This is a genomic window from Micromonospora lutea, assembly GCF_016863535.1.
GTDB classification, from domain to species: domain Bacteria; phylum Actinomycetota; class Actinomycetes; order Mycobacteriales; family Micromonosporaceae; genus Micromonospora; species Micromonospora lutea.
In genome coordinates this window covers 167961-188494 of the sequence record NZ_BOPB01000009.1, presented here as the reverse complement: position 1 = coordinate 188494, position 20534 = coordinate 167961, and the positions used below count along the sequence as shown (strand labels likewise).

16 protein-coding genes are annotated in these 20534 nt (G+C 71.2%); 2 read left to right on the top strand and 14 right to left on the bottom strand.

The window, feature by feature from the left end; genetic code table 11:
- Positions 1-234: 234 nt before the first annotated feature.
- The 14 genes from Vlu01_RS08620 to Vlu01_RS08555 form a co-directional block, all read right to left on the bottom strand.
- Entirely contained in the window at positions 235-1302 is a 1068-nt protein-coding gene (locus Vlu01_RS08620) for a polyprenyl synthetase family protein (RefSeq protein WP_203996371.1), read from the bottom strand.
- A complete protein-coding gene (locus tag Vlu01_RS08615) occupies positions 1299-2687 on the bottom strand; it encodes an alkaline phosphatase family protein (protein ID WP_203996369.1) in 1389 nt (462 codons plus the stop codon). Before Vlu01_RS08615 ends, Vlu01_RS08620 begins: the two co-directional genes overlap by 4 nt.
- On the bottom strand, positions 2684-3910 hold the full coding sequence (gene eboE / locus Vlu01_RS08610) for a metabolite traffic protein EboE (RefSeq protein WP_203996367.1): 1227 nt from the start codon (positions 3908-3910) through the stop codon (positions 2684-2686). The genes Vlu01_RS08615 and eboE overlap by 4 nt, the downstream gene beginning before the upstream one ends.
- The gene (locus tag Vlu01_RS08605) at positions 3910-4761 is read right to left on the bottom strand and encodes a TatD family hydrolase (RefSeq protein ID WP_203996366.1); all 852 of its coding nucleotides are present in this window, start codon (positions 4759-4761) and stop codon (positions 3910-3912) included. Before Vlu01_RS08605 ends, eboE begins: the two co-directional genes overlap by 1 nt.
- On the bottom strand, positions 4761-5378 hold the full coding sequence (locus Vlu01_RS08600) for an EboA domain-containing protein (RefSeq protein WP_203996364.1): 618 nt from the start codon (positions 5376-5378) through the stop codon (positions 4761-4763). The genes Vlu01_RS08605 and Vlu01_RS08600 overlap by 1 nt, the downstream gene beginning before the upstream one ends.
- A gap of 70 nt (positions 5379-5448) precedes the next feature.
- Positions 5449-6528: a sugar phosphate isomerase/epimerase family protein gene (locus tag Vlu01_RS08595; RefSeq protein ID WP_239095788.1), complete on the bottom strand. Its 1080-nt coding sequence runs from the start codon at positions 6526-6528 to the stop codon at positions 5449-5451.
- Positions 6525-7394 carry an SCO3242 family prenyltransferase gene (locus Vlu01_RS08590; protein WP_203996360.1) on the bottom strand — a complete coding sequence of 290 codons (870 nt, stop codon included), beginning with the start codon at positions 7392-7394 and terminating at the stop codon, positions 6525-6527. Before Vlu01_RS08590 ends, Vlu01_RS08595 begins: the two co-directional genes overlap by 4 nt.
- A complete protein-coding gene (locus Vlu01_RS08585; RefSeq protein WP_203996359.1) occupies positions 7378-8538 on the bottom strand; it encodes an inositol-3-phosphate synthase in 1161 nt (386 codons plus the stop codon). The genes Vlu01_RS08590 and Vlu01_RS08585 overlap by 17 nt, the downstream gene beginning before the upstream one ends.
- Positions 8539-9036: 498 nt before the next feature.
- Entirely contained in the window at positions 9037-10212 is a 1176-nt protein-coding gene (locus tag Vlu01_RS08580) for a Gfo/Idh/MocA family protein (RefSeq protein ID WP_373307336.1), read from the bottom strand.
- 54 nt (positions 10213-10266) lie between these two features.
- Positions 10267-11319: a substrate-binding domain-containing protein gene (locus tag Vlu01_RS08575; protein ID WP_203996356.1), complete on the bottom strand. Its 1053-nt coding sequence runs from the start codon at positions 11317-11319 to the stop codon at positions 10267-10269.
- Between the two features lie 88 nt (positions 11320-11407).
- Positions 11408-12532: an ABC transporter permease gene (locus Vlu01_RS08570; RefSeq protein WP_203996354.1), complete on the bottom strand. Its 1125-nt coding sequence runs from the start codon at positions 12530-12532 to the stop codon at positions 11408-11410.
- Positions 12533-12608: 76 nt separating this feature from the next.
- Positions 12609-14183 carry a sugar ABC transporter ATP-binding protein gene (locus Vlu01_RS08565; protein WP_239095787.1) on the bottom strand — a complete coding sequence of 525 codons (1575 nt, stop codon included), beginning with the start codon at positions 14181-14183 and terminating at the stop codon, positions 12609-12611.
- Positions 14180-15358 (bottom strand): ROK family protein, encoded by a 1179-nt coding sequence (locus tag Vlu01_RS08560; RefSeq protein ID WP_203996352.1) that lies wholly within the window; start codon positions 15356-15358, stop codon positions 14180-14182. The genes Vlu01_RS08565 and Vlu01_RS08560 overlap by 4 nt, the downstream gene beginning before the upstream one ends.
- Positions 15359-15539: 181 nt before the next feature.
- The gene (locus Vlu01_RS08555) at positions 15540-16619 is read right to left on the bottom strand and encodes a YihY/virulence factor BrkB family protein (protein WP_203996350.1); all 1080 of its coding nucleotides are present in this window, start codon (positions 16617-16619) and stop codon (positions 15540-15542) included.
- Between the two features lie 745 nt (positions 16620-17364).
- Between Vlu01_RS08555 and Vlu01_RS08550 the strand changes: the two genes are divergently transcribed.
- Positions 17365-19476 (top strand): TRAP transporter permease, encoded by a 2112-nt coding sequence (locus Vlu01_RS08550; RefSeq protein ID WP_239095786.1) that lies wholly within the window; start codon positions 17365-17367, stop codon positions 19474-19476.
- Positions 19477-19493: 17 nt separating this feature from the next.
- Positions 19494-20513 (top strand): TAXI family TRAP transporter solute-binding subunit, encoded by a 1020-nt coding sequence (locus tag Vlu01_RS08545; protein WP_203996348.1) that lies wholly within the window; start codon positions 19494-19496, stop codon positions 20511-20513.
- Positions 20514-20534: the final 21 nt, after the last annotated feature.

Below are 20534 nucleotides of genomic sequence, written 5' to 3'. Positions count from 1 at the left end.
CATCGCTGTGCTGTCCCTTCCTGACGGGGTACTGCCAGGGCGGGGCGCGCGCCGTCGCGCCGGATGCCGTAGCGGAGGGGTGCCGAGGGGGGTGCCGCGCCGCCGGTTCACCTCGACGAAACATGTTGGTCCTGGCGATGACACTAAACGTCATACGTCGATGTGTCTATATCTTTTGCCCGTCGGATGTGGACTTTCGTCAATTCGATCAAAAGCCGCCCGGAGGGGCTCCGCTCAGCTCTGCCGGTCGATGGCCAGGGCGGCCAGCTCCGTCAGGGCGCTCCGGCTCGCCGCGGTCACCTCGGTGTGCTCCAGCGCCGCCAGCCCGGCCTCGGCACGGACCTGGATCATCTGCTCGATCTTCCGGCGCGCGCCGGTGCCCTCGATGATCTCGCGCAACTCGGCGGCGCCCTCGGCATCCAGATCGGGATTGCCGAACAGCTCACGCAGCCGGGCACCCTGCGCCCGGTCGGCGGCGTCGCGGGCCAGCGCCATCATCACCGTCGGCTTGCCCTCGCGCAGATCGTCCAGAACGGACTTGCCGGTGACCGCCGGGTCACCGAAGACCCCCAACACGTCGTCGCGGAGCTGGAAGGCGTCGCCGAGCGGGTCACCGAACTCGGCCAGCGCGTCCCGCAGCTCGGCGGGTGCGCCCGCCAGCGCCGCACCGATCTGCAACGGTCGGGTGACCGTGTAGCGGGCCGCCTTCATCCGGATCACCGTGAGCGCGCTGGCCACCGAGCCGTCGCCCACCCCGGACACCAGGTCGAGATACTCCCCCGCGATCACCTCGGTACGCATCAGCGCGAACACGGCGTACCCCTGGTGCACCTGTTCCGGGCTCAGTCCGCACTCGTGGAACATCTGGTCCGACCAGGCGGCGCAGAGGTCACCACAGAGCAGGGCGGTGTTGCGCCCGTACGCCTCCGGGTCGCCCCGCCAGGACGATCGGGCGTGCAGGTCGGCGAAGATCCGGTGCACCGAGGGCTCCCCCCGGCGGCGGTCGCTGCCGTCCAGGATGTCGTCGTGGATCAGCGCGAAGGCGTGGAACAGCTCCAACGCGGCAGCGGCGACCACGATCGGGGTGCAGTCCTGGCCGCCGGCGCCCCGCCAGCCCCAGTAGCAGAAGAGCGGTCGCAGGCGCTTGCCGCCGGCCAGCACGAACCGGTGCAGCGTGGTGAAGACGCCTCGCGGCGCGCCGTCCGGCCAGTCCGGATCCTGCCGGTCGAGGAACGCGGTCAGCTCGGCGTCGAAGCGGGCCCGCAGTCCGGCGGAATCGACAGGTGCCTCGGCGATCGTCACCGCCCCTCCATCCCAGCCAATTCCAGCAGCAGCCCCTTCACCTCCGTGGCCGTGATCCGGTCCCGAGCCACCGACGCGTCGGAGCAGAGCAGCACCGGCCCGTCGGCCGGATCGGTGGGCAGCCGCCCGTGTGAACCCCGGACCGCCCGCGCGCCGGCATCCAACCCGACGACGTTCATCAGGTACCGCATCCCGAGCTTCTTGCGGGCCAACGCGACCGCGGCGCGACGCTTCGCCGCCCCCGGCGCGGCCGGGTCGAAGAAGAGCTCCGCCGGGTCGTACCCGGGCTTGCGATGGATCTCCACCAGCCGGGCGAAGTCCGGTGCGCGCGCGTCGTCGAGCCAGTAGTAGTACGTGAACCAGGAGTCCGGCTCGGCCACCAGCACCAGCTCACCGGCGCGCGGATGGTCCAGCCCGTGCGCCGCCCGGCCGTCGGCGTCGAGCACCTCCGCCACCCCGGGCAGGCTGGCGCAGAGCTTCGCCACCGCCGGCACGTCGGCCGGGTCACGCACGTACACGTGGGCGACCTGGTGGTCGGCGACCGCGAAGGCCCGGGAGGTCCACGGGTCGAGGTACTCCATGCCCGCCTGGGTGTGCACCCGCAGCAGCCCTTCGGCGCGCAGCAGCCGGTTGACGTCCACCGGCCGGGACACCTCGGTGATGCCGTACTCCGACAGCACCACGACCGTCGCGTCGCGGGCCTGCGCGGCGTGCAGCAGCGGAGCGAGCACGCCATCCAGCTCGGCCGCCGCAGCGGCGGCTCGGGGGGAGGACGGGCCGAAGCGTTGCAGGTCGTAGTCCAGGTGCGGAACGTAGACCAGGGTCAGGTCGGGCGACTGTTCGGCGAGGATCTGCTCCGCCGCCTGGCAGATCCATCGCGAGGACGGCAGCCCCGCACCCGGTCCCCAGTAGGTGAAGAGGGGGAAGGTGCCGAGTCGGTCGGTGAGCGCGTCGTGCAGCTGCGGCGGGTCGGTGTAGCAGTCCGGCTCCTTGCGACCGTCGGCGTGATAGATCGGTCGCGGGGTGACCGTCCAGTTCACGTCCGCGCCCATCGCGTACCACCAGCAGACGTTCGCCACCGTGTAGTCGGGCCGGACGCGGCGCGCCGCGTGCCACAGTTTCTCCCCGCCGACCAGCGCGTTGTGCTGCCGCCAGAGCAGCACCTCGCCGAGGTCCCGGAAGTACCATCCGTTGCCGACGATCCCGTGCTCGGCCGGGAGGGCACCGGTGAGAAAGGTGGACTGCACCGAGCAGGTCACCGCCGGCAGCACGGTGCCCAGTTCGGCGCGGAACCCCGCGTCGGCGACCGCCCGCAGCCGTGGCATGTGCGCCAGCAACCGGGGGGTCAGCCCCACCACGTCGAGCACCACCAGCTGTCTGCTCATGCTCTCACCGCCTTTGTCAGCGACTGCGTCAGCCCGAGGGCGACCAGTTCATCCCGGGTGAAGGCCAGTTCGGCGGCGATCCCGGCGGCCAGCTCAGCGTCCGTGCGCGGACGTCGTGCCACCGGCAGCACCCCCCAGGTGTACGTCTCGACGTCGAGGTGGTCGCAGCCGGCGTCGGCACCGGCGAAGAGCGCGGCCAACGCGGCGCGCAGCACCGGCAGGGTCGAGCCCAACGGTGGTTCGGGCGGGGCGTGCAGTGGTACGTGGTAGTGCACCCGCCACGGCCCGGGCAGCGCGGCGTCGAGGGCGGCGTCGAGGTCGTCGGCCGCCCAGCTCGGATCCGCCGGGTCGGTGTCCTGCGCCGCGCCGGCCGGTACCGCGTCGGTCGCGGCGGCGCAGCCGGCGGTACGGGTCTGGTGCAGGAAGCGCGGCTCGACCCAGCGGCGCAGCGCGGCGGCGTCCCCGGCCGGGTCGGCTGCCTCCAGCGCGGCGGACACCTGCACCTTCACCACCGGCAGGTCGGCGGCGGCCAGCCGCTCCAGGGCGGCGGCGGGCTCCTCCCAGGCGCAGGCGAGGTGGGCCAGGTCCAGACAGATCCCGAGGCGATCGGTATCCATTCCGGACAGCGCGGCGACGGCCTGCGGGGTGCTCTCCACCACACAACCGGGCTCTGGTTCGAAACCGACCCGCACCGGCCGGCCGGTGTCCCGCTCGACGGTGGCGAGTCCGGTGGCGAGCTGGTCGAGGCGGCGGCGGGCGGCGTCCGCTCGGGCGCTGTCCCAGGGCGTGCGCCAGGCCAGTGGCAGGGTGGAGACCGAGCCACGGGCGGCGTCGTCGGGTAGCAGGTCAGCCAGGACCCGAGCCAGATCGAGGGTGTAGCGGAGCCGGTCGTCGGTGGTCCAGTCCGGCCGGTACACCGCCCCCTTGACCACGGGCGCCTGGAAGGCCGCGTACGGGAAACCGTTGAGGGTGACCACTTCCAGCCCGCGTACGGTCAGTTCGGTGCGTAACTGGCGGCGAGCGGCCGGGTCGGCGGCCAGTGCGGCGGCGACCGGGGCGGCCAGCCACAGGCCCAGCCCGAGCGGCTCGACGTCGAGCGTCTCCCGGACCGGCACCGCGAAGGTGTCCAGTTGGGCGACGATGCCGGCGAGGTCCTCGGCGGGATGCACGTTCGTGCAGTAGCCCAGATGGACGGCGCGCCCACCGGCGTGCCGCAGCCGCATCAGCTGCCGCCGCGCAGGATCGAGTTGCCGGCGAAGGTCGGCTCCGCGAGGTCCTCGTCGGTCAGGTCGAGCCGGCCGGACTGCCCGTAGAACTCGACCGGGTTGCGCCAGAGCACCCGGTCGACATCGTCGTCGCTGAACCCGGCGCGCAGCATCGCCTCGCCGGTCGCCCGGGTGAGCAGCGGGTCGGAACGTCCCCAGTCGGCGGCCGAGTTGACCAGCACCCGTTCGGTCCCGTACGCCTTGAGTAGCTCGACCATCCGCGGTGGCGACATCTTCGTGTCCGGATAGATGGAGAAGCCGAGCCAGCAACCGCTGTCCCGGACCAGTTTCACGGTCACCTCGTTGAGGTGGTCGAGCACCACCCGCTCCGGCGCGATGCCCGACTCGGCGACCACGGCCAGGCTGCGCTGGACACCCCGGGCCTTGTCCCGGTGCGGGGTGTGCACCATTGCCGGCAGGTCGTGCGCCACCGCCAGGGCGAGTTGGGCGGCGAAGGCGTCGTCCTCCTCCGGCGTCATCGAGTCGTACCCGATCTCGCCGACCGCCACCACGCCGTCCTTCTCCAGGTAGCGGGGCAGTTCGTCGAGCACCGGCCGGCAGCGCGGGTCGTTGGCCTCCTTCGGGTTGAGCGCGATCGTGGCGTGGTGTCGGATCCCGAACTGCCCGGCCCGGAAGGGCTCCCACCCGACCAGCGAGTCGAAGTAGTCGGTGAACGAGCCGACGTTGGTGCGCGGCTGACCCAGCCAGAACGCCGGTTCCACCACCGCCCGGACGCCGGCGGCGGCCATCCGCTCGTAGTCGTCGGTGGTGCGTGACGTCATGTGGATGTGCGGGTCGAAGATCCGCATCACACCTCCCTGGGCTGCGGCTGGCTGGCGGCGGTGAGCCGGTCCAGCAGTTCGGTGGCGTCGGCGGGCATGCTCCGACCGGCGGCCCGGCGTTCAGCCGCCAGCGCGGCGAGCATCGCGCCCAGTTCCTCGTCCGCACGGGCGTCAAGGTCGGCCACCGCCGCCAGCGGCACACCGATGAAGACACACTTGAGCACCGCCTGCCGCCAGGCCGGCGGGTCGAGCTGACGGGCGTACGGGCCGAGGGCCGCGGCGACCAGCCGGGTGTCGTTGGTGCGGATCGCGTCGTGCAGCAGCGGCACCCCGGCCGCGCCGATCGGCAGCAACGGCAGCGCCTTGAGCACAGCCCGCTTCTCGGCGGCGTCCCCGGTGCGGTAGAGCGCCTCGGCCTGTCCGGCGTGGTCAGTGCGGAGGCTGGCCAGCATCAGTACCCGGGCCGCCTCGTCGACACTCCAACCGGGCAGGTCGGGCAGGTTCTCGCGGCCGCAGCGACGGCCGGCCGCCGGGAAGAACCGCGCGATGGCGGTGGGTTCGGCCGCGATGCGGTCCAGGGCCGTCGCCAACCAGTCCGGATCGGGTACGCCCCGCAGGGCGGCCCGCAGCTTCTCCACTGTCATCGCGCCTTCTCCCTGGTCCGCCGATCGTTGACGACCTGGCGTTGGTGCCACCTGCGTCCTTTGCTCTGCTTCACTCCACGCGTCGGTCGCCGTCCGGATGTCGGACGCCGGGTTGTGCGTCCGGTGAAGCAGAGCAAAGGGCGTGCCACGCGGTGCCGGCCGGGGCGTCCGCGCGACCGGCCGAGGCGTCCGCGCGACCGGCCGAGGCGTCCGCGCGACCGGCCGAGGCGTCCGCACGACTGGCTGAGGCGTCCGCACGACTGGCCGAGACGTCCGCGCGGGTCTGCGCGGCGGATTCCGCGGCGCGCAGGAAGCTCAGCGAGCGGGCGGCGATGGTGGGAGCGGCGTGCGAGTGCCGGGGCAGTTCGACCGCGACCAGACCCCGGTAGCCGATCTCGCGCAACGCGGCCAGCACCGGCGGAAAGTCGATCTCGCCCGTGCCGAATTCCAGATGTTCGTGCACGCCCCGCCGCATGTCGTCGATCTGCACGTTGACCAGGTGCGCGGCGACGTCACGGACACAGTCCGGCACCGGCCACGGCTCCAGGCAACGACAGTGTCCGATGTCGAGGGTGATGCCCAGGCGGGCCGGCGAGCCGAGGGCGGCGTGCAGCCGACGCCAGTCGGCGATGTTCTCGACCAGCATCCCCGGCTCCGGTTCGAACCCGAGCGTCACGCCGACGGCCTCGGCCGCCTCGACGACCGTGGCGCAACCGGCGACCAGCCGGTCCCAGGCCACTGCCGAGGTCACCGAGTCCGGTCGGACACCGGACCAGAACGACACCGCCTCGGCGCCGAGATCCGCGCCGATCGCCACCGCGCGACGCAGGAAATCGATCCGGAGCGCGGGATCGTCGTGCAGCAGCGTCGGGGCGTGCTTGTGCCAGGGGTCCAGCAGGAACCTCGCGCCGGTCTCGATCACCAGGCCGAGGCCGAGTTCGGCCAGTCGGCGACCGACGGCGTCGACACGCTGGGCCAACCCGGGTGCGAACGGATCGAGATGGTCGTGGTCCAGGGTGAGCGCGACCCCGGCATAGCCGAGATCGGCGATGACCGCGAGCGCGTCGTCGAGGCGGTGGTTGGCGAAGCCGTTGGTCCCGTACCCGAACCGGAGTGCGTCGGGGGGCGTGCCGGTGCCGGCGGCCGTCATGTCGGCGAGACCTTCCGGGCCAGGCGCCGGCCCAGCGGCGCAGCCGCTGCCACCGCCAGTCCGAGCAGGCCGGATCCCGCCCGGGCGATCAGCGCTCCCTGCAACGCGGGCAGGCCGGTGATGCCGGCGCCGACCGCCGAGCGGACCCGCGCGGCGGTCGGCTCGGCCACCGCTCGCGCCTGCGCGGTGCCGTAACGGGTGGCGTACCAGGCCGTGAGGATGGTGGGCAGGGTGGCATCTGCTGCGGGTGCCGGACGTCGAGTGGGCGGGAGCGTGGCACTCGCCGCGACCAGGGCGGTGCCGGCGAGGGTGCTCACCGGGAGGGCACGATCGGCGCCGCTGACCTCCCGCCGGGACAGCGCGGTGACGGTCCAGGTGTGCGCCGCGACGGTGACCGCCGCCGGCAACGCGCGGATCGGCCGGCCCCCGGCGGCACCGAGCAGCACGTCCAGCCCCCGGCAGGCGGCCATCACAGCAGGGCCGGCGGCGGTGTTCTTGGCCGCGAGGTCGTACCCCCACACGGCGGCGGCCAGCGGCAACGCCACGGCGGTGGCCCGCCGACCTCCGGCGGCGGCGGCGAGCCCGACACCGGCGGCGGTCAGACCGGCGGCAACGCCGACCGCGAGACCAGGGCTGACCCGGCCACTCGGTATCGGCCGCTCCGGGCGTTCCACGGCGTCCAACTCGCGGTCGGCCCAGTCGTTGGCGGCCATGCCGGCCCAGTACAGCAGCACCGACGCCGCCGCGAGGGCGGGAGTACGCGGGCCGAGCGTGCCCGCGGCGGCGGCACCGGCGATCACGTCCCCGGGTACGGAGAGCGCGGCCGGGGCGCGGACCAGCTCGGCCAGATCAGCCACTCGCGGCATCGGTGCCTCCGGGATCCAGGCTGCGGGCGAACCCGCACAGCCGGGTCCACTGGTCGGCCAGCGAGTGCGTCGCGGTGCCGAGCGGATCCTTGAAGAAGAAAGCCAACTCGGTCAGCGGGCCGGTGCGGCCGGCGGCGTGCGCGGCGGCGGTGAGCCGGGCCAGGTCGAGCACGAGTGGGGCGGCCAGCGCCGAGTCGCAGCCGTGCCAGGTGAACTCCAGCCGCATCCCGGTACCCAGGAACCCGGCGAAGGTGATCAGATCCCAGGCGGTCTTGAAGTCACCGAGGTCCTCGACGTACCCGATGCGGGTGTCGCCCTGCGGCAGGTAGCCGAGCGTTTCGCCGAGCACCCGCTGCTTGCTGCGCACCTTGGCGGCGTTGGCGTCGGGGTCGGCCAGGGTGGCTCCGTCGCCGCCGCCGAGGAGGTTGAGCCCGGACCAGGACCGCACGGCGAGATGACGCATCGCGAACATCGGGGCGAGCACCGACTTGAGCAGGGTCTCTCCGGTCTTGCCGTCGTGGCCGGCGTACGGCACGGCGTGGCTGTCGGCCAACGCGGTCAGCGCCGGCAGCCGCAGGCCGGTCGACGGGGTGAAGTCGACGTACGGGCAGTCCGCCACGACGGCCGCGTACGCGTACAGCGAGCTGGGCGGCAGCACCTCATCGGGACCGGCGAGGGCGGTCCGCAGCGCGTCCGGGTCGGCGTGCCCGGGGTGTGGGCGAGGTGCCGGTTCGGTCGCCGCGACATTGACCACCACCACCCGGGACAGTCCGTGTCGCTGCCGGAAGGTGGTGAGGTCGCGGACGATCTCGGCGGCGCGGTCGGCCTGGGTGCCGGCGGTGGGCGCGGGGCGCAGTTCCCGCTCCACGGCGGCCAGTTCCTCGGTCAGCGCGGCCACCAGGCGGGCCGGCACCACACCGGCGTCAGCGAGCGCCTCGGCGCGCTTGGCGATCGGCGTGGCGACCACGTCGTGGCCGCCGAAGACCAGGTCGGCGACGCTCGGTAGGGCGGGGCTGTTGACCTCGGGCAGTTCGGTGACGCAGCCGGTCGGCCTGGTCAGCCCGGCACGTAGCGCGAGCGCCCCGACGATGCTGGTGGTCGCGACCGAGCCACGCACCCCCACCAGCCAGACACCTGTACGCATAGCGCTCCTTCCGGTGCCCAGAAACCGACATGCATCGATTGAATCTTGATATCAGGAAAAACCTGAAAAAGATACGGGTTGGGCCGATGCGCCCCGTCCGCCGGCCGCTCCGGTGCAAATTTCGCCGGCCGACGCCGAGGTCGGCGGCGACGACGTCGGCTCGGCGTACCGGATGGGTCGGACGGACGGGGCTGGCAGGCAGGGAACAGTCGGCGTCACGTCCCTGCCTCCCCCGCATCCGGCCCGGTCGGGACGACGGTGTCCCGATCGGACGACTCGTCGGACGCGGTCCGCCTGGCGGCGGGAGTCTCAGGTGGATGGTCGGTGGGCGGCGGCCCTCCGGTGCTGCCGGGGAATCCCGGTCCGGCCGCACCGGAGGAACCGCATTGCTCGTGCCGCCAGACCGGGTGGCCCGGGGACACGACCTGTCGAATCCGACCCGTACCGGCCACGGGGCGCAACCGTGGCCGGCCCTCGCCGGTCGGCTCCGGAGGTGATTCAGGCGGGAACCGTCGCCAGCGACGGCTCCACCTCGGTCCAGGAGGAGCCCAGTTCTGCCGAGCGGAGCACCGCTTCCAGCACCAACTGCACCTGCAACGCCTCGGCGAAGGACGGCGACGGGTCGCCACCGGTCGCCACCGCCTCGATGAAGTCGCGCATCTGGTGGGTGAAGGAGTGCTCGTACCCGATGATGTGTCCCGGCGGCCACCAGGCCGACAGGTACGGGTGCTCGGCCTCGGTCACCAGGATCCGGTTGAAGCCCTGCTCGGCGGCGGGCCGGGTCGCGTCGAGGAACTCCAGCTCGTTGAGGCGTTCCAGGTCGAAGGCGACGCTGCCCAACGAGCCGTTGATCTCCACACGGAGGGCGTTCTTGCGGCCGGTGGCGAACCGGGTCGCCTCGTACGTGGCCAGCGCCCCGCCGTCGAGACGAGCCACGAAGATCGCCGCATCGTCGACGGTGACCTGGCCGGTGGCGGCACCGGCCCCGTCGGCCTGCGCCGCCAACCCGCTCGACTCGGCCGGCAACGGCCGCTCCTTGACGAAGGTCTCGGTCACCGCGCTGACACCGCTGATCCGCTGTCCGGTGACGTACTGGGTGAGGTCGATGATGTGCGCACCGATGTCACCCAGGGCGCCGGAGCCCGACACCTCCTTACGGAGCCGCCAGACCAGGGGGAACTGCGGGTCCACGATCCAGTCCTGCAGGTAGGTGGCCCGGACGTGCCGGATCTCGCCGAGCCGCCCGTCGGCGATCAGCTGACGCATCAGCGCCACTGCGGGCACCCGCCGGTAGTTGAAACCACACATCGAGCGTGCCCCGCCCGCCTGGGCGGTGACCGCCGCGGCAGCCATCTCCCGGGCCTCGGCGACCGTGTTGGCCAACGGCTTTTCACACAGCACGTGCTTGCCCGCGGCGAGCGCGGCCAGCGCGATCTCGGCGTGGCTGTCACCCGGTGTGCAGATGTCGACCACGTCGATGTCCGGGCGGTTCACCAGTTCCCGCCAGTCCGTGGTGTGCTCCTCCCAGCCGAGCCGGTCGGCGGCGTCGGCCACCTTTGCGGAGTCCCGGCCGCAGACGAGCACCATCCGGGCCCGCGCCGGCAGGTCGTACACCCGGTTCACGGTCCGCCACGCCTGCGAGTGCGCGGCGCCCATGAACGCGTAGCCGACCATGCCGACCCGCAGTTCGTTGTTTGTCGTGGACAAGGTGGGTCTCCCCCCGTTGTGTCAGAACCCGAGCTTGAGGTAGTTGCTCGCGTTCTCCTTGGTGATCGTTTCGGAGGCGAGGACGATCTCCTTCGGTACCTGGAGTTCCACCAGGTCGGACATGCCCCGGTCCTGACCGATCAGGCGGGCCAGGGAGATCGCCGAGGACGCCATCGACGGGCTGTAGGTGACCGTCGCCTTCAGCACCGTGTTGTCCGCCTGGATGTCCTCCATCGCCTTCTTCGAGCCCGCGCCGCCGACCATGAAGAACTCGCTGCGGTTGGCCTGGCTGATCGCGGCCAGCACACCGATGCCCTGGTCGTCATCGTGGTTCCAGATCGCGTCGATCTTCGGCAGGGCCTGCAACAGCTGGCTCGCCTCCTGCTGGCCGGAGTCGGCGGTGAACCGCGCCGCCCGCCGGTTCTGCACCTTCAGACCGTGCTGGGCCAGAGTGTCGTTGAAGCCCTTCGTACGCTCCTGGGTCAGCTCCAACTCGTCCATCCCGGCGATCTCGGCGATCACCGGATTGCTGATCCCCTTGGCCTTAAGCTGCTCGGCGATGAAGGTGGCGGCGGAAACACCCATGCCGTAGTTGTCGCCCTTGATCTGCAGCCGGTACGCCTTGGCGTCCGGGAAGGCCCGGTCCAGGTTGACCACCGGGATGCCGGCCGCCATCGCCTCCAGCCCGAACGAGTTGAGCTCCTTGCCGTCGTGCGGCAGCAGCACGATCACGTCGGGCTTCTGCGAGATCAGGGTGGACAGGGCGGCCCGCTGGGCCGCCGCGTCCGCGCCCGCCTCGACCGTCTTGAACTCCACGTCGGAGTACGCGGCGGCCTGCGCCTTGGCGTTGTTGGTGATCGCGGCGATCCAGCCGTGGTCGGCGGCCGGTGCGGAGAACCCGATGGTCACCTGCTTGCCGGGCTCCGCGTTGGCGTTGCCGTCGGCCGCCTTGGTCTGCGCCTCGGTCGGCGTCTGCTCGTTGCTGGTGCAACCGGCGAGCAGTACGCCGGCTCCGACGGCCGCCCCGCCGAAGAGCAGCCGGCGCCGCGACATGTCGCGACTGTGCTGGGTCATGACGACCTCCTGGTTATTCACGTGGTGGGGATTTTTGGGTATGCGAAGCCCTGCCACCCTCGATTGCTCGGGTGACGTGCAGTGGTGTTCAGCTCGTGGTGAGCCGGTTGCGACGGAAGAACTGGGAGAGACTGCCGAACTGGACCTGCTGGATCAGGACGGCGGCGACGATGATGCCGCCCTTGACCATGTTCTGCGCCTCCGTGGAGAGGCCGTTGATGGCGAAGAGGTTGGTGATGGTGGCGAAGATGATCACACCGAGCAGGGAACCGATGATGGTGCCCCGCCCGCCGCTGAGCAGCGTGCCTCCGATGATCACGGCGGCGATCGCGTCCAGCTCGTAGAGGTTCGCCATCGCCGCCTGGGCCGAGGTGGCCTGCGCGGTGAGCATGATGGCGGCGATGCCGCAGCACAGGCCGGAGAGCACGTACAGCAGCAGGGTGTGCAGCTTGACGTTGATCCCGGCCAGCCGGGCGGCCTCCGGGTTGCCGCCGACGGCGACGGTGCGCCGTCCGAACGTCGTGCGGTTGAGCAGCACCCAGCCCGCGGCGACCACCGCGGCCAGGATGTAGACCAGCAGGGGGATGCCGAGCAGATCGGTGCTGGCGATGCCGTTGATGGTGCTGTTCTGCGAGATCTGGGTCTGCTTCTGGGAGATCTCGGCGGCCAGGCCCCGCGCGGCGACCAGCATGGCCAGGGTCGCGATGAACGGCACCAACCGCCCGTACGCGATGAGCGTTCCGTTGACCAGGCCGACCGCCATCCCGACGATGATCGCGGTGAAGATCATCCCACCGGCGCCGAAGCTCTGGGTCGCCACCGTGGTGCACCAGACCCCGGCCAGCGCCACGATCGCGCCGACCGAGAGGTCGATACCACCCCCGATGATCACGAAGGTCATCCCGACGGTGACCACGCCGACCACCGAGGCGAGCTTGAGGATGCTGAGCATGTTCGCCCAGACCCAGTCCGGATTGGAGTACAGGTCCGAGCGGGTCGCCGCGCCGATCACGAAGAGAGCAAGCAGCACTCCGATCAGGGCGAGGTTCCGCTTGGCACCCTCACCACCGTCACCGTGCCACCAGGAGAGTCGGCCGCTGGCGCCCGCCGTGGCGGTCGGCGTCCGGCGGCCGGCCTCCTCGGTCTCGGCCGGGTCCACCGGCGGCGACTGCGCCGGCAACTGCGTGGTGGTGGCGGGGGGCCGCTCGCTCATGCCGGTACCTCGCTTCGCTCGGCACCGACATGAGGCTCCACCGCACTGAGTCGATGATTCGCTCGCTGACGCTCGCTCATGCCGGTGCGCCTTCCATCAGGGACCCCGCCATGACGAGGTCGAGCACGGTGTTCTCGTCGAGTTCGCCGGCCGGGGCCGTACGGACGACCCGCCCCTCCCGCATCACCAGCACCCGGTCGGCCAGGCCGAGCACCTCGGGCACCTCGCTGGAGACCAGGAGCACACCGACCCCCTGGGCCGCGAGCTGCCGGATCACCTGGTACAGCTCGGCCCGGGCGCCGACGTCCACCCCTCGGGTGGGTTCGTCGAGCAGCAGCAGCTTCGTGTCGCCGAGCAGCCAGCGGCCGACCACCACCTTCTGCTGGTTGCCGCCGGAGAGTGTGCGTACCGCCCGTCGGACGTCACGCGGGCGCATCTCCAGATCCTCGGCGATCCGGTCGGCCTCCGCCCGTTCCCGCGACGCGTCGGTGAAGCCGAAGCGGGCGTAGCGGCCGAAGGTGGCGAGGGTGACGTTGCGGTAGATCGGCTCACCGAGCAGCAACGCCTGGCTCTTGCGCTCCTCGGGGGCCATGCCCATACCGGCCTTCACGGCCGCGCCGACGCTGCCCGGCCGCAGTGTCCGACCGGCCATCCGCACCGAACCGGCCCCGGCCGTTCGCGCACCGTAGATCGTTTCCAGCACTTCGGAGCGGCCGGAGCCCACCAGGCCCGCGATGCCGACGATCTCTCCGGCCCGGACGCTCAGCGAGACGTCGGCGAACTCACCGGCGCGGGTCAACCCGTCGACCTGGAGCAGTTCGTCGCCGACCACGGTCTCGGCGGGGCGGTCGGGGAAGACGTACTCGATGGTCCGGCCGGTCATTCGGGAGACCAGGTCGCTGGTCGGGGTCTCGCGGGCCGGCAGGTTCGCCGCGGTGGTCCGGCCGTCCTTGAGTACGGTCACCCGGTCGCCGATCTCGCGGATCTCCTCCAACCGGTGCGAGATGTAGATGACCGCGATGCCCTGAGCGGTCAGTTCGCGGATGATCCGGAAGAGGTTGCCCACCTCGTCGTGGGCGAGCACCGCACTCGGCTCGTCCATGATGATCAGACGGGCCTCGTGGGACAACGCCCGCGCCATGCTGACCACCTGCTTGCCGGCCGCCGGCAACGCCCGCACCATCCGGCCGGGCGGGATCTCGGCGTGGCCGAGTCGGCCAAGGATCTGGCGGGTCCGGCCGGCCATGTGGCCCCGGCGAATGAACCCGAGCCGGCGCGGCTCGTGCCCGAGGAAGACGTTCTCCGCCACGGACAGGTCCTCGACGAGGTCGAGTTCCTGGTAGATGGTGGCGATCCCGCTGCGCATCGCGGCCTGCGGGTTGGCGAAACCGACCGGCTCGCCGCACCACTCGACGTGTCCTGAGTCCGGCCGGTGCACTCCGGCGAGCACCTTGATCAGAGTGGACTTGCCGGCACCGTTCTGCCCGAGCAGGCAGTGCACCTCGCCCGCGCGGACCTCCAGTTGCACGCCGTCCAGGGCGCGTACGCCCGGGAAGGTCTTGACCACGTCGGTCAGGCGCAGAACCACGTCCCCGGCGGTCGCCTCGGCCGGTGGCACGTCGGTCCCGCTCACCGCGTCGTGCCCGGTCATGCCGCCTCCCCGAAGGCCAGGTCGCTGGCGAGCACGGCCGCGCCGGCGACGCCGGCACGCGGACCGAGTTCGGAGAGCACCACCGGCAGGTTGCCGGTGGCCAGCGGCAGTGAGCGGCGGTACACGACGCTGCGGATCTCGGCGAGCAACACGTGCCCCAGTTGAGCGAGCCCACCACCGATCACGATCATCGAGGGGTTGGTGAAGCTGACCAGCCCGGCGAGCACGCCGCCGACCCGTCGGCCCCCCTGCCGGATGAGCTGGATGCAGGTCAGGTCCCCTTCGAGGGCACCGGCGGCGACGTCGATGGCGCTGACCTCGCCGTGTATCTCCAGACGTTCGGCCAGGGCGGGCGAGGTGCCGGCCCGCGCGGCGGAGGCGGCGTCCTTGGCCAGTGCCGCCCCGCTGAAGAGCGCCTCCAGACATCCGGCGTTGCCGCAGGAGCAGACCGGCCCATGTGGATCGACCTGGATGTGGCCGATGTCGCCGGCACACCCGTCGGTGCCCCGGTAGACGTCGCCGCTGAGGTAGATCCCGCACCCGACACCGGTGCCGATCTTGACGAAGAGGAAGTCGTCGACCGAGTGGGCCACCCCGCCGTGCCGCTCGCCGATGGCCATGATGTTCACGTCGTTGTCGACCACCGCCGGGCAGCCGTGCTCGCGGGTGAGCAGTTCACGGACGGGGAAGCGATCCCATCCCGGCATGATCGGTGGCGAGACCGGCACTCCGTCACGGAAGCTGACCGGGCCGGGCACACCGATGCCGACCGCGTCGAGTCGCTCGTAGACGCCGTCGACCCGGGCCTTGTGCAGCAACTCGTTGACCCGCTGCAGGATCGCCTTCGGGCCGGACCGGATGTCGGCCGCCTCCGCGTACGCCGCTACCGGCTCCAGCCTGCCGTTGACCACCTCGACGTCGATCGAACTGGCACCGAGATCGACGGCCGCGAACCGCAACTGTGGCTGCAACTCGACCAACGTCGATCGGCGTCCACCCCGCGAGGCGGCCTTGCCCGCCTCTGCCACGTAGCCCAGGGCGACCAGCCGTTCCAACTCGGCGAGCAGTCGGGGCCGGGGCATCTCCAGTCGGTCAGCGAGTTCGGCCCGCGACAGCGCTCCCTCGTCGCGTAACAACCGCAACAGCCGGACGTGCAGGGGGTCGGCGTTGTGCACGGCTCACCTCTCCCACTGGGGGTTCACATCGACGAACTGCCGACGCGTGGTGCCCGACACAGTAGGAGTCTTCGACCTGCGCTGTCCAGACCTTAGAGCGTCTCAGCAACAACTTTCGCCAGGTCCAGCAAAAGTTTCGCCACTAATCGGCCACTAGTTGGATGTAGATGCACCCGGAAGGTCATTGAGAAGGGGATTCCCCTTCCTTCGAACGCAGCTTGCGGTCGTCGCGCAACTCGACGTAAGGCTCCCGGTCCACCGGCCGGAGTCCACCGCTGATCGCCCGCGCCCGCGCCAACTCGGCATCGAGTTCCGCGCCGAACAGGATCGCGATGTTGCTCAACCAGAGCCAGACCAGGAAGATGATCACCCCGGCCAGCGCCCCGTAGGTCTTGTTGTACGAGCCGAAGTTCCCGACGTAGAACGCGAACAGGCCGGAGACCAGCAACCAGATCAGCACCGCCAGGACCCCACCGGGGCTGACCCAGCGGAAACCGCCCTGCCGGGCGTTCGGCGACGCCCAGTAGAGGAGGGCGAACATCAGGCTGACCAGGACCAGCAGCACCGGCCACTTGGCGATGTCCCACACCGTCACGGCCGTACGCCCCACCCCCAACGCGTCGCCGACCTCCTCGGCGAGGCGCCCGGTGAAGACCACGATCACCGCGCTGGCCAGCAGCATCACCCCGATCACCGCGGTGACTCCGACCCGGATCGGCAACGTCTTCCAGATCGGCCGCCCCTCCGGCACGTCGTAGATCGCGTTGGAAGCGCGCATGAAGGCGGCGACGTAACCGGAGGCCGACCAGAAGGCGGCGAGCAGACCGACGATCGCGGCGATGCCGGCCAACCCGCCGTTCTGCTGGGCCTGCCCGATGGCGGCGTCGAGGATCTGGCGGATGTTCTGCTCGGGGACCGATTCCGCCACGGTGTCCCGTACCGTCCGGGTGGCCGTCGGGCCGAGCAGACCGAGCAGGGAGACCAGCACCAGCAGGCCCGGAAAGATGGAGAGCACGCCGTAGTAGGTGAGCGCCGCGGCCCAGTCGGTCAGGCTGTCGTCGCTGAACTCGCGCGTCGTCCGGCGCATCGCCGCAAACCACTCGCCGCGTGAGAGCCGGCCCGGATGCGCCGGCGTCTCGCGGTCGGCATCCGGCTCCCCCGGCGCCCCATCCACGGCACCCGCCTCGTCTCGCCGCCCATCGGCGGCGGTGTCAAGCTCTGAGTCACGCCTGCCCGGCCGGGAAGACTCCTCGGAGGCCATCGCCCCCTCCCCTCGGTTTCGCTCGCGGTGATCGCAGCAGACATGCCCAGCCGCCAACGTCCAGTAACCCGTCAGCAGGCTGCTCGGACCGCGGCGCTCGCGGCAGCCCCACCCCTCGCCCGGCCGCCCCGGACGCGGCGCCCGCACGGGCCGATCGCCTCGGGGTCCGTTCTCGCAGCAGCACGGTCGGACCCGGGCAGCCGGTCCGGGCCCTATTCCCTGCTTGCGGGAAATGCACCTGCGGCGTTTCCGTCCGACGGGCGACTGTGAGCCGAATACGCCCACGGCGGGAATGGTCCGGGTGCTACCACCGAAGCTGCGGAACGGCCGGCCGTACGACTCCGGAACCGGCCCGGCGGCCGTGCGATCGACACCACCACCACTGCAACCCTCACGATTTGCGGAGCCACCCAGCGTAGCGTCATGCACGGAGCGTAGTCGCGTTGATGGTTTTTTGGCCTCACCCCAGATCGGGGTGATACCCCCGCTATCTCACTAAAGCGGACACACTTCGTCCGGTTCTCCGGCTCGCCCACACCGCCCCCATCGGCACGTTTGAGCTGATCATGAACGCTATTCTCAATTATCGCGGCGCGCGAAACATGAAAGAATGTAAAGTCACTCAGCGAAGCGATGTTTGACAATGCCCCCCAACGCGGAGTCGATTCGCGTATCGTCCCCCCTCGTGTCGGCTATCCGATTCACCGATGATTCCGGACCTGAGCGCCACGGCGGACACGGCCGAGTGGCGGAGGCGGACCCACCCGTCGCCCGGCCCGCTCCAACCCCCATCGATCCCAGCGAACTCGCCAGTCGCTTCGAGGACGAGAAGCCCGGCCGAGTGCTGACCGGACCGGTCGCCGTCATCCTGACCGCGGCCACGCTGGTGATCGGCCTGCTCGCGCTCTGGCAGGTGTTCCGGCCGCTGGCACAGGGCAGCAAGTACTACCTGATCTTCTTCCTGGCCGGCGTGCTCCCGTTGGTCTTCCTCGCCTACCCGGCCGACCTGCGGCTACCGCGCCGCCTGCGGGCGATGGTCGCGGGGCGGGCGTCAACGCCCGACCTCGACCCGACCGTGGTCAATCAGCACGGTCCCAGCCGCGTCGACTGGCTGCTGGCCGTCGCGGCGCTGGCCGGTTGTCTGTACCCGGTGTTGCCGATCGCCCTGGCCGGCGGTGGTGGCGGCTACGACGCCTTCCTCGACCGGCAGGGACTGCTCGTCGGGATGGACGTGGCGATGGGCAGCTTGCTGCTGCTCCTGCTGCTGGAGGGCTGCCGGCGCACCACCGGATGGATCCTGCCCGCCGTCTGTCTGGTCTTCCTCGGCTACGGCTACTACGGCGGGCTACTGCCGCAGACCTGGGCAGTGGCCCATGCCGGGCTGGACTTCGGGCAACTGGTCGACGCCTTCTACAACTCCGACAGCGGCTTCTACGGCACCCCGCTGGACGTGGCCGCCACGTACATCGTGCTGTTCACCATCTACGGGGCGGTGCTCGACCTCTCCGGCGCCGGCCGGTTCTTCGTGAACCTCTCCGCCGCGGCATTCCGGCGCTCGCGTACCGCCGCCGGTCGTACGGCGGTGGCGTCCGGCTTCCTGCTCGGCACCGTCTCCGGTTCCGGGGCGGCGACGACCGTCAGCATCGGCGCGGTCACCTGGCCGATCCTGCGTCGCGCCGGGTACCCGGCGGAACGGGCCGGCGGGATGCTCGCCGCAGCCGGCGTGGGTGCCATCCTGTCCCCGCCGACGCTCGGCGCGGCGGCCTTCATCATCGCCGAGTACCTCGGCGTGTCCTACCTCCAGGTCCTCGGCTGGGCGGTGGTGCCGACGATCCTCTACTACCTCGGCATCGTGCTCTCGGTGGAGATCGACGCGCGACGCTCCGGGGTGCGCCCGGCGGCCCTCGAGGCCAGTTCCGCCTGGCAGCTGCTGCTGCGTTCCGGCTACCACTTCGCCTCCCTGTTCGCCATCGTCGGGCTGCTCGCCATCGGGCTGTCGGCGACCCGTGCCGTCGTGCTGGCCACCCTCCTCGCGATCGCGCTGTCCTTCCTGGACCGGACGCACCGGCTCACTCCGCCCCGACTGGTCGCCGCGCTCTCCAGCGGTGTACGCGGAGTCCTCGCGGTCACCGTCGTCTGCGCGGCGGCCGGCATCATCACCGCCACCACCACCAAGACCGGTCTCGGTCCGCAGGCCGCGGCGCTCCTGGTCGGCGCCGCGAGCGCGGTCAGCTCCGAGCCGGCCGTGGTGCTCGCACTGACCGCGCTGCTCGCCGCCGTCGCGCTCAGCCTGCTCGGCCTGGCGATCCCGGTGACCGCCTCGTTCGTGATCGGCTGGGTGATCATCGGGCCGGCCCTGCTCGACCTCGGCGTCAGCGCTCCCGCCGCCGCCATGTTCGTCTTCTACTTCGCGGTGCTGTCCGAGGTGTCGCCACCAACCGCGCTCGCCGCCGTCGCCGCCGCCGCGGTCACCGGCGGACGGTTGGTGCCGACCATGTGGCACACCCTGCGGTACGCGCTGCCGGCGTACCTGATCCCGCTGGCGTTCGTGATCACCCCGACCGGCCTCGGTCTGCTCGGCATCGGTGGTCCCCAGCGCATCCTCACCGCCACCGCGGTCACCGCCCTCGGTGTCGCGGTGCTGGCCGTCGCGGCGGGCGGCTGGCTGCCCGGCGTCGGTCCGGCCGGCGTGCCGGAACGCGTGATCGGCGCGGCCGCCGGGCTGGCGCTGCTCTGGCTGCAACCCGTGCCCGTCGCGATCGGCGCCGTGCTGGCCGGCGTCATGACGGTGGGCGTGTACGTACGACGCGGATTCGCCGGCCCCTCCGGCGGGACGCGAGCCGGATCACCGGCATGACTCAGGAAGGAGACAGCGTGGGACGGATCAACGTGCGGCTCGTGGCCGGGGTGGGAGTCCTCGCCCTCGTCGCCGTCGGCACCGCCGGTTGCGGAGGTCGCCAGGGCACCGCGGCCACGGACGACACCGCGAGTGCCGTCACCTGTGAGGTGGCCGAGAACACCCGGGTGGGCATCGCCACCGGTAACGCCACGGGCGTCTACTACGTGGTCGGCAACGCCCTGGCCAGCCAGCTCTCAGACAGCACCGGCGGTCGGCTGTCCGGCACGGCGGCCGAGACCGGAGCGTCGGTCCAGAACATCGAACAGCTCGTCGGCGGCCAGTACGACGTGGCCTTCTCGCTCTTCGACACCGCCGTCAACGCGGTGCAGGGCAAGGACAGCTTCAGCGCCCCGCAGCCGGTGGAGGCGCTGGCCCGGATCTACGACAACTACACCCAGGTGATCGTCCGGGCCGACTCGGGCATCAACTCGGTGGCCGACATGCGCGGCAAGAAGATCTCGACCGGCTCCCCCAAGTCCGGCACCGAGGTCATCGCGAACCGGCTGTTGGAGGCCGCCGGCCTGAACCCGGCCACCGACATCCAGGCCCAGCGGCTCGACCTGGTTAAAACCGTGGAGGGCGTCAAGGACGGCGTCGTGGACGGCTTCTTCTGGTCCGGTGGCCTGCCGACCGGCGGTGTCACCGACTTGTTCACCACCGCCGGTGACAAGGTGAAGTTCATCGACATCACGCCGCTGCTGCCTAAGATGAGCGAGCTGAACCCCGCGTACCAGGCCGGCACGATCGGCAAGGACGTCTACTCCACTGTGGCGGACACCCCGACCATCGTGGTTCCCAACGTGCTGCTCGTCCGCAAGGACCTCGACGCCAACGTGGCCTGCGCCATCACTCGGACCGTGTTCGAGAAGCGGGACGCGCTGGCGCAGGCCAATCCCGCTGCCAAGGGCATCGCTCTGGACACCGCCCGCAAGACCGACCCGGTCGGTCTGCACCGAGGCGCGGCCAAGGCGTTGCAGGACCTCGGCGCGAGCTGACCGACGGCGGCCGGGCCAGGG

What these genes read in the sequence shown, in the direction of transcription:
- Vlu01_RS08605 (WP_203996366.1), bottom strand. Translation starts at nt 4,761, where the DNA reads ATGCGGATCTTCGACCCGCACATCCACATGACGTCACGCACCACCGAC.
- Vlu01_RS08570 (WP_203996354.1), bottom strand. Translation starts at nt 12,532, where the DNA reads ATGAGCGAGCGGCCCCCCGCCACCACCACGCAGTTGCCGGCGCAGTCG.
- Vlu01_RS08585 (WP_203996359.1), bottom strand. Translation starts at nt 8,538, where the DNA reads ATGCGTACAGGTGTCTGGCTGGTGGGGGTGCGTGGCTCGGTCGCGACC.
- eboE (WP_203996367.1), bottom strand. Translation starts at nt 3,910, where the DNA reads ATGCGGCTGCGGCACGCCGGTGGGCGCGCCGTCCATCTGGGCTACTGC.
- Vlu01_RS08565 (WP_239095787.1), bottom strand. Translation starts at nt 14,183, where the DNA reads ATGACCGGGCACGACGCGGTGAGCGGGACCGACGTGCCACCGGCCGAG.
- Vlu01_RS08615 (WP_203996369.1), bottom strand. Translation starts at nt 2,687, where the DNA reads ATGAGCAGACAGCTGGTGGTGCTCGACGTGGTGGGGCTGACCCCCCGG.
- Vlu01_RS08575 (WP_203996356.1), bottom strand. Translation starts at nt 11,319, where the DNA reads ATGACCCAGCACAGTCGCGACATGTCGCGGCGCCGGCTGCTCTTCGGC.
- Vlu01_RS08580 (WP_373307336.1), bottom strand. Translation starts at nt 10,212, where the DNA reads ATGGTCGGCTACGCGTTCATGGGCGCCGCGCACTCGCAGGCGTGGCGG.
- Vlu01_RS08595 (WP_239095788.1), bottom strand. Translation starts at nt 6,528, where the DNA reads ATGACGGCCGCCGGCACCGGCACGCCCCCCGACGCACTCCGGTTCGGG.
- Vlu01_RS08600 (WP_203996364.1), bottom strand. Translation starts at nt 5,378, where the DNA reads ATGACAGTGGAGAAGCTGCGGGCCGCCCTGCGGGGCGTACCCGATCCG.
- Vlu01_RS08590 (WP_203996360.1), bottom strand. Translation starts at nt 7,394, where the DNA reads ATGCCGCGAGTGGCTGATCTGGCCGAGCTGGTCCGCGCCCCGGCCGCG.
- Vlu01_RS08555 (WP_203996350.1), bottom strand. Translation starts at nt 16,619, where the DNA reads ATGGCCTCCGAGGAGTCTTCCCGGCCGGGCAGGCGTGACTCAGAGCTT.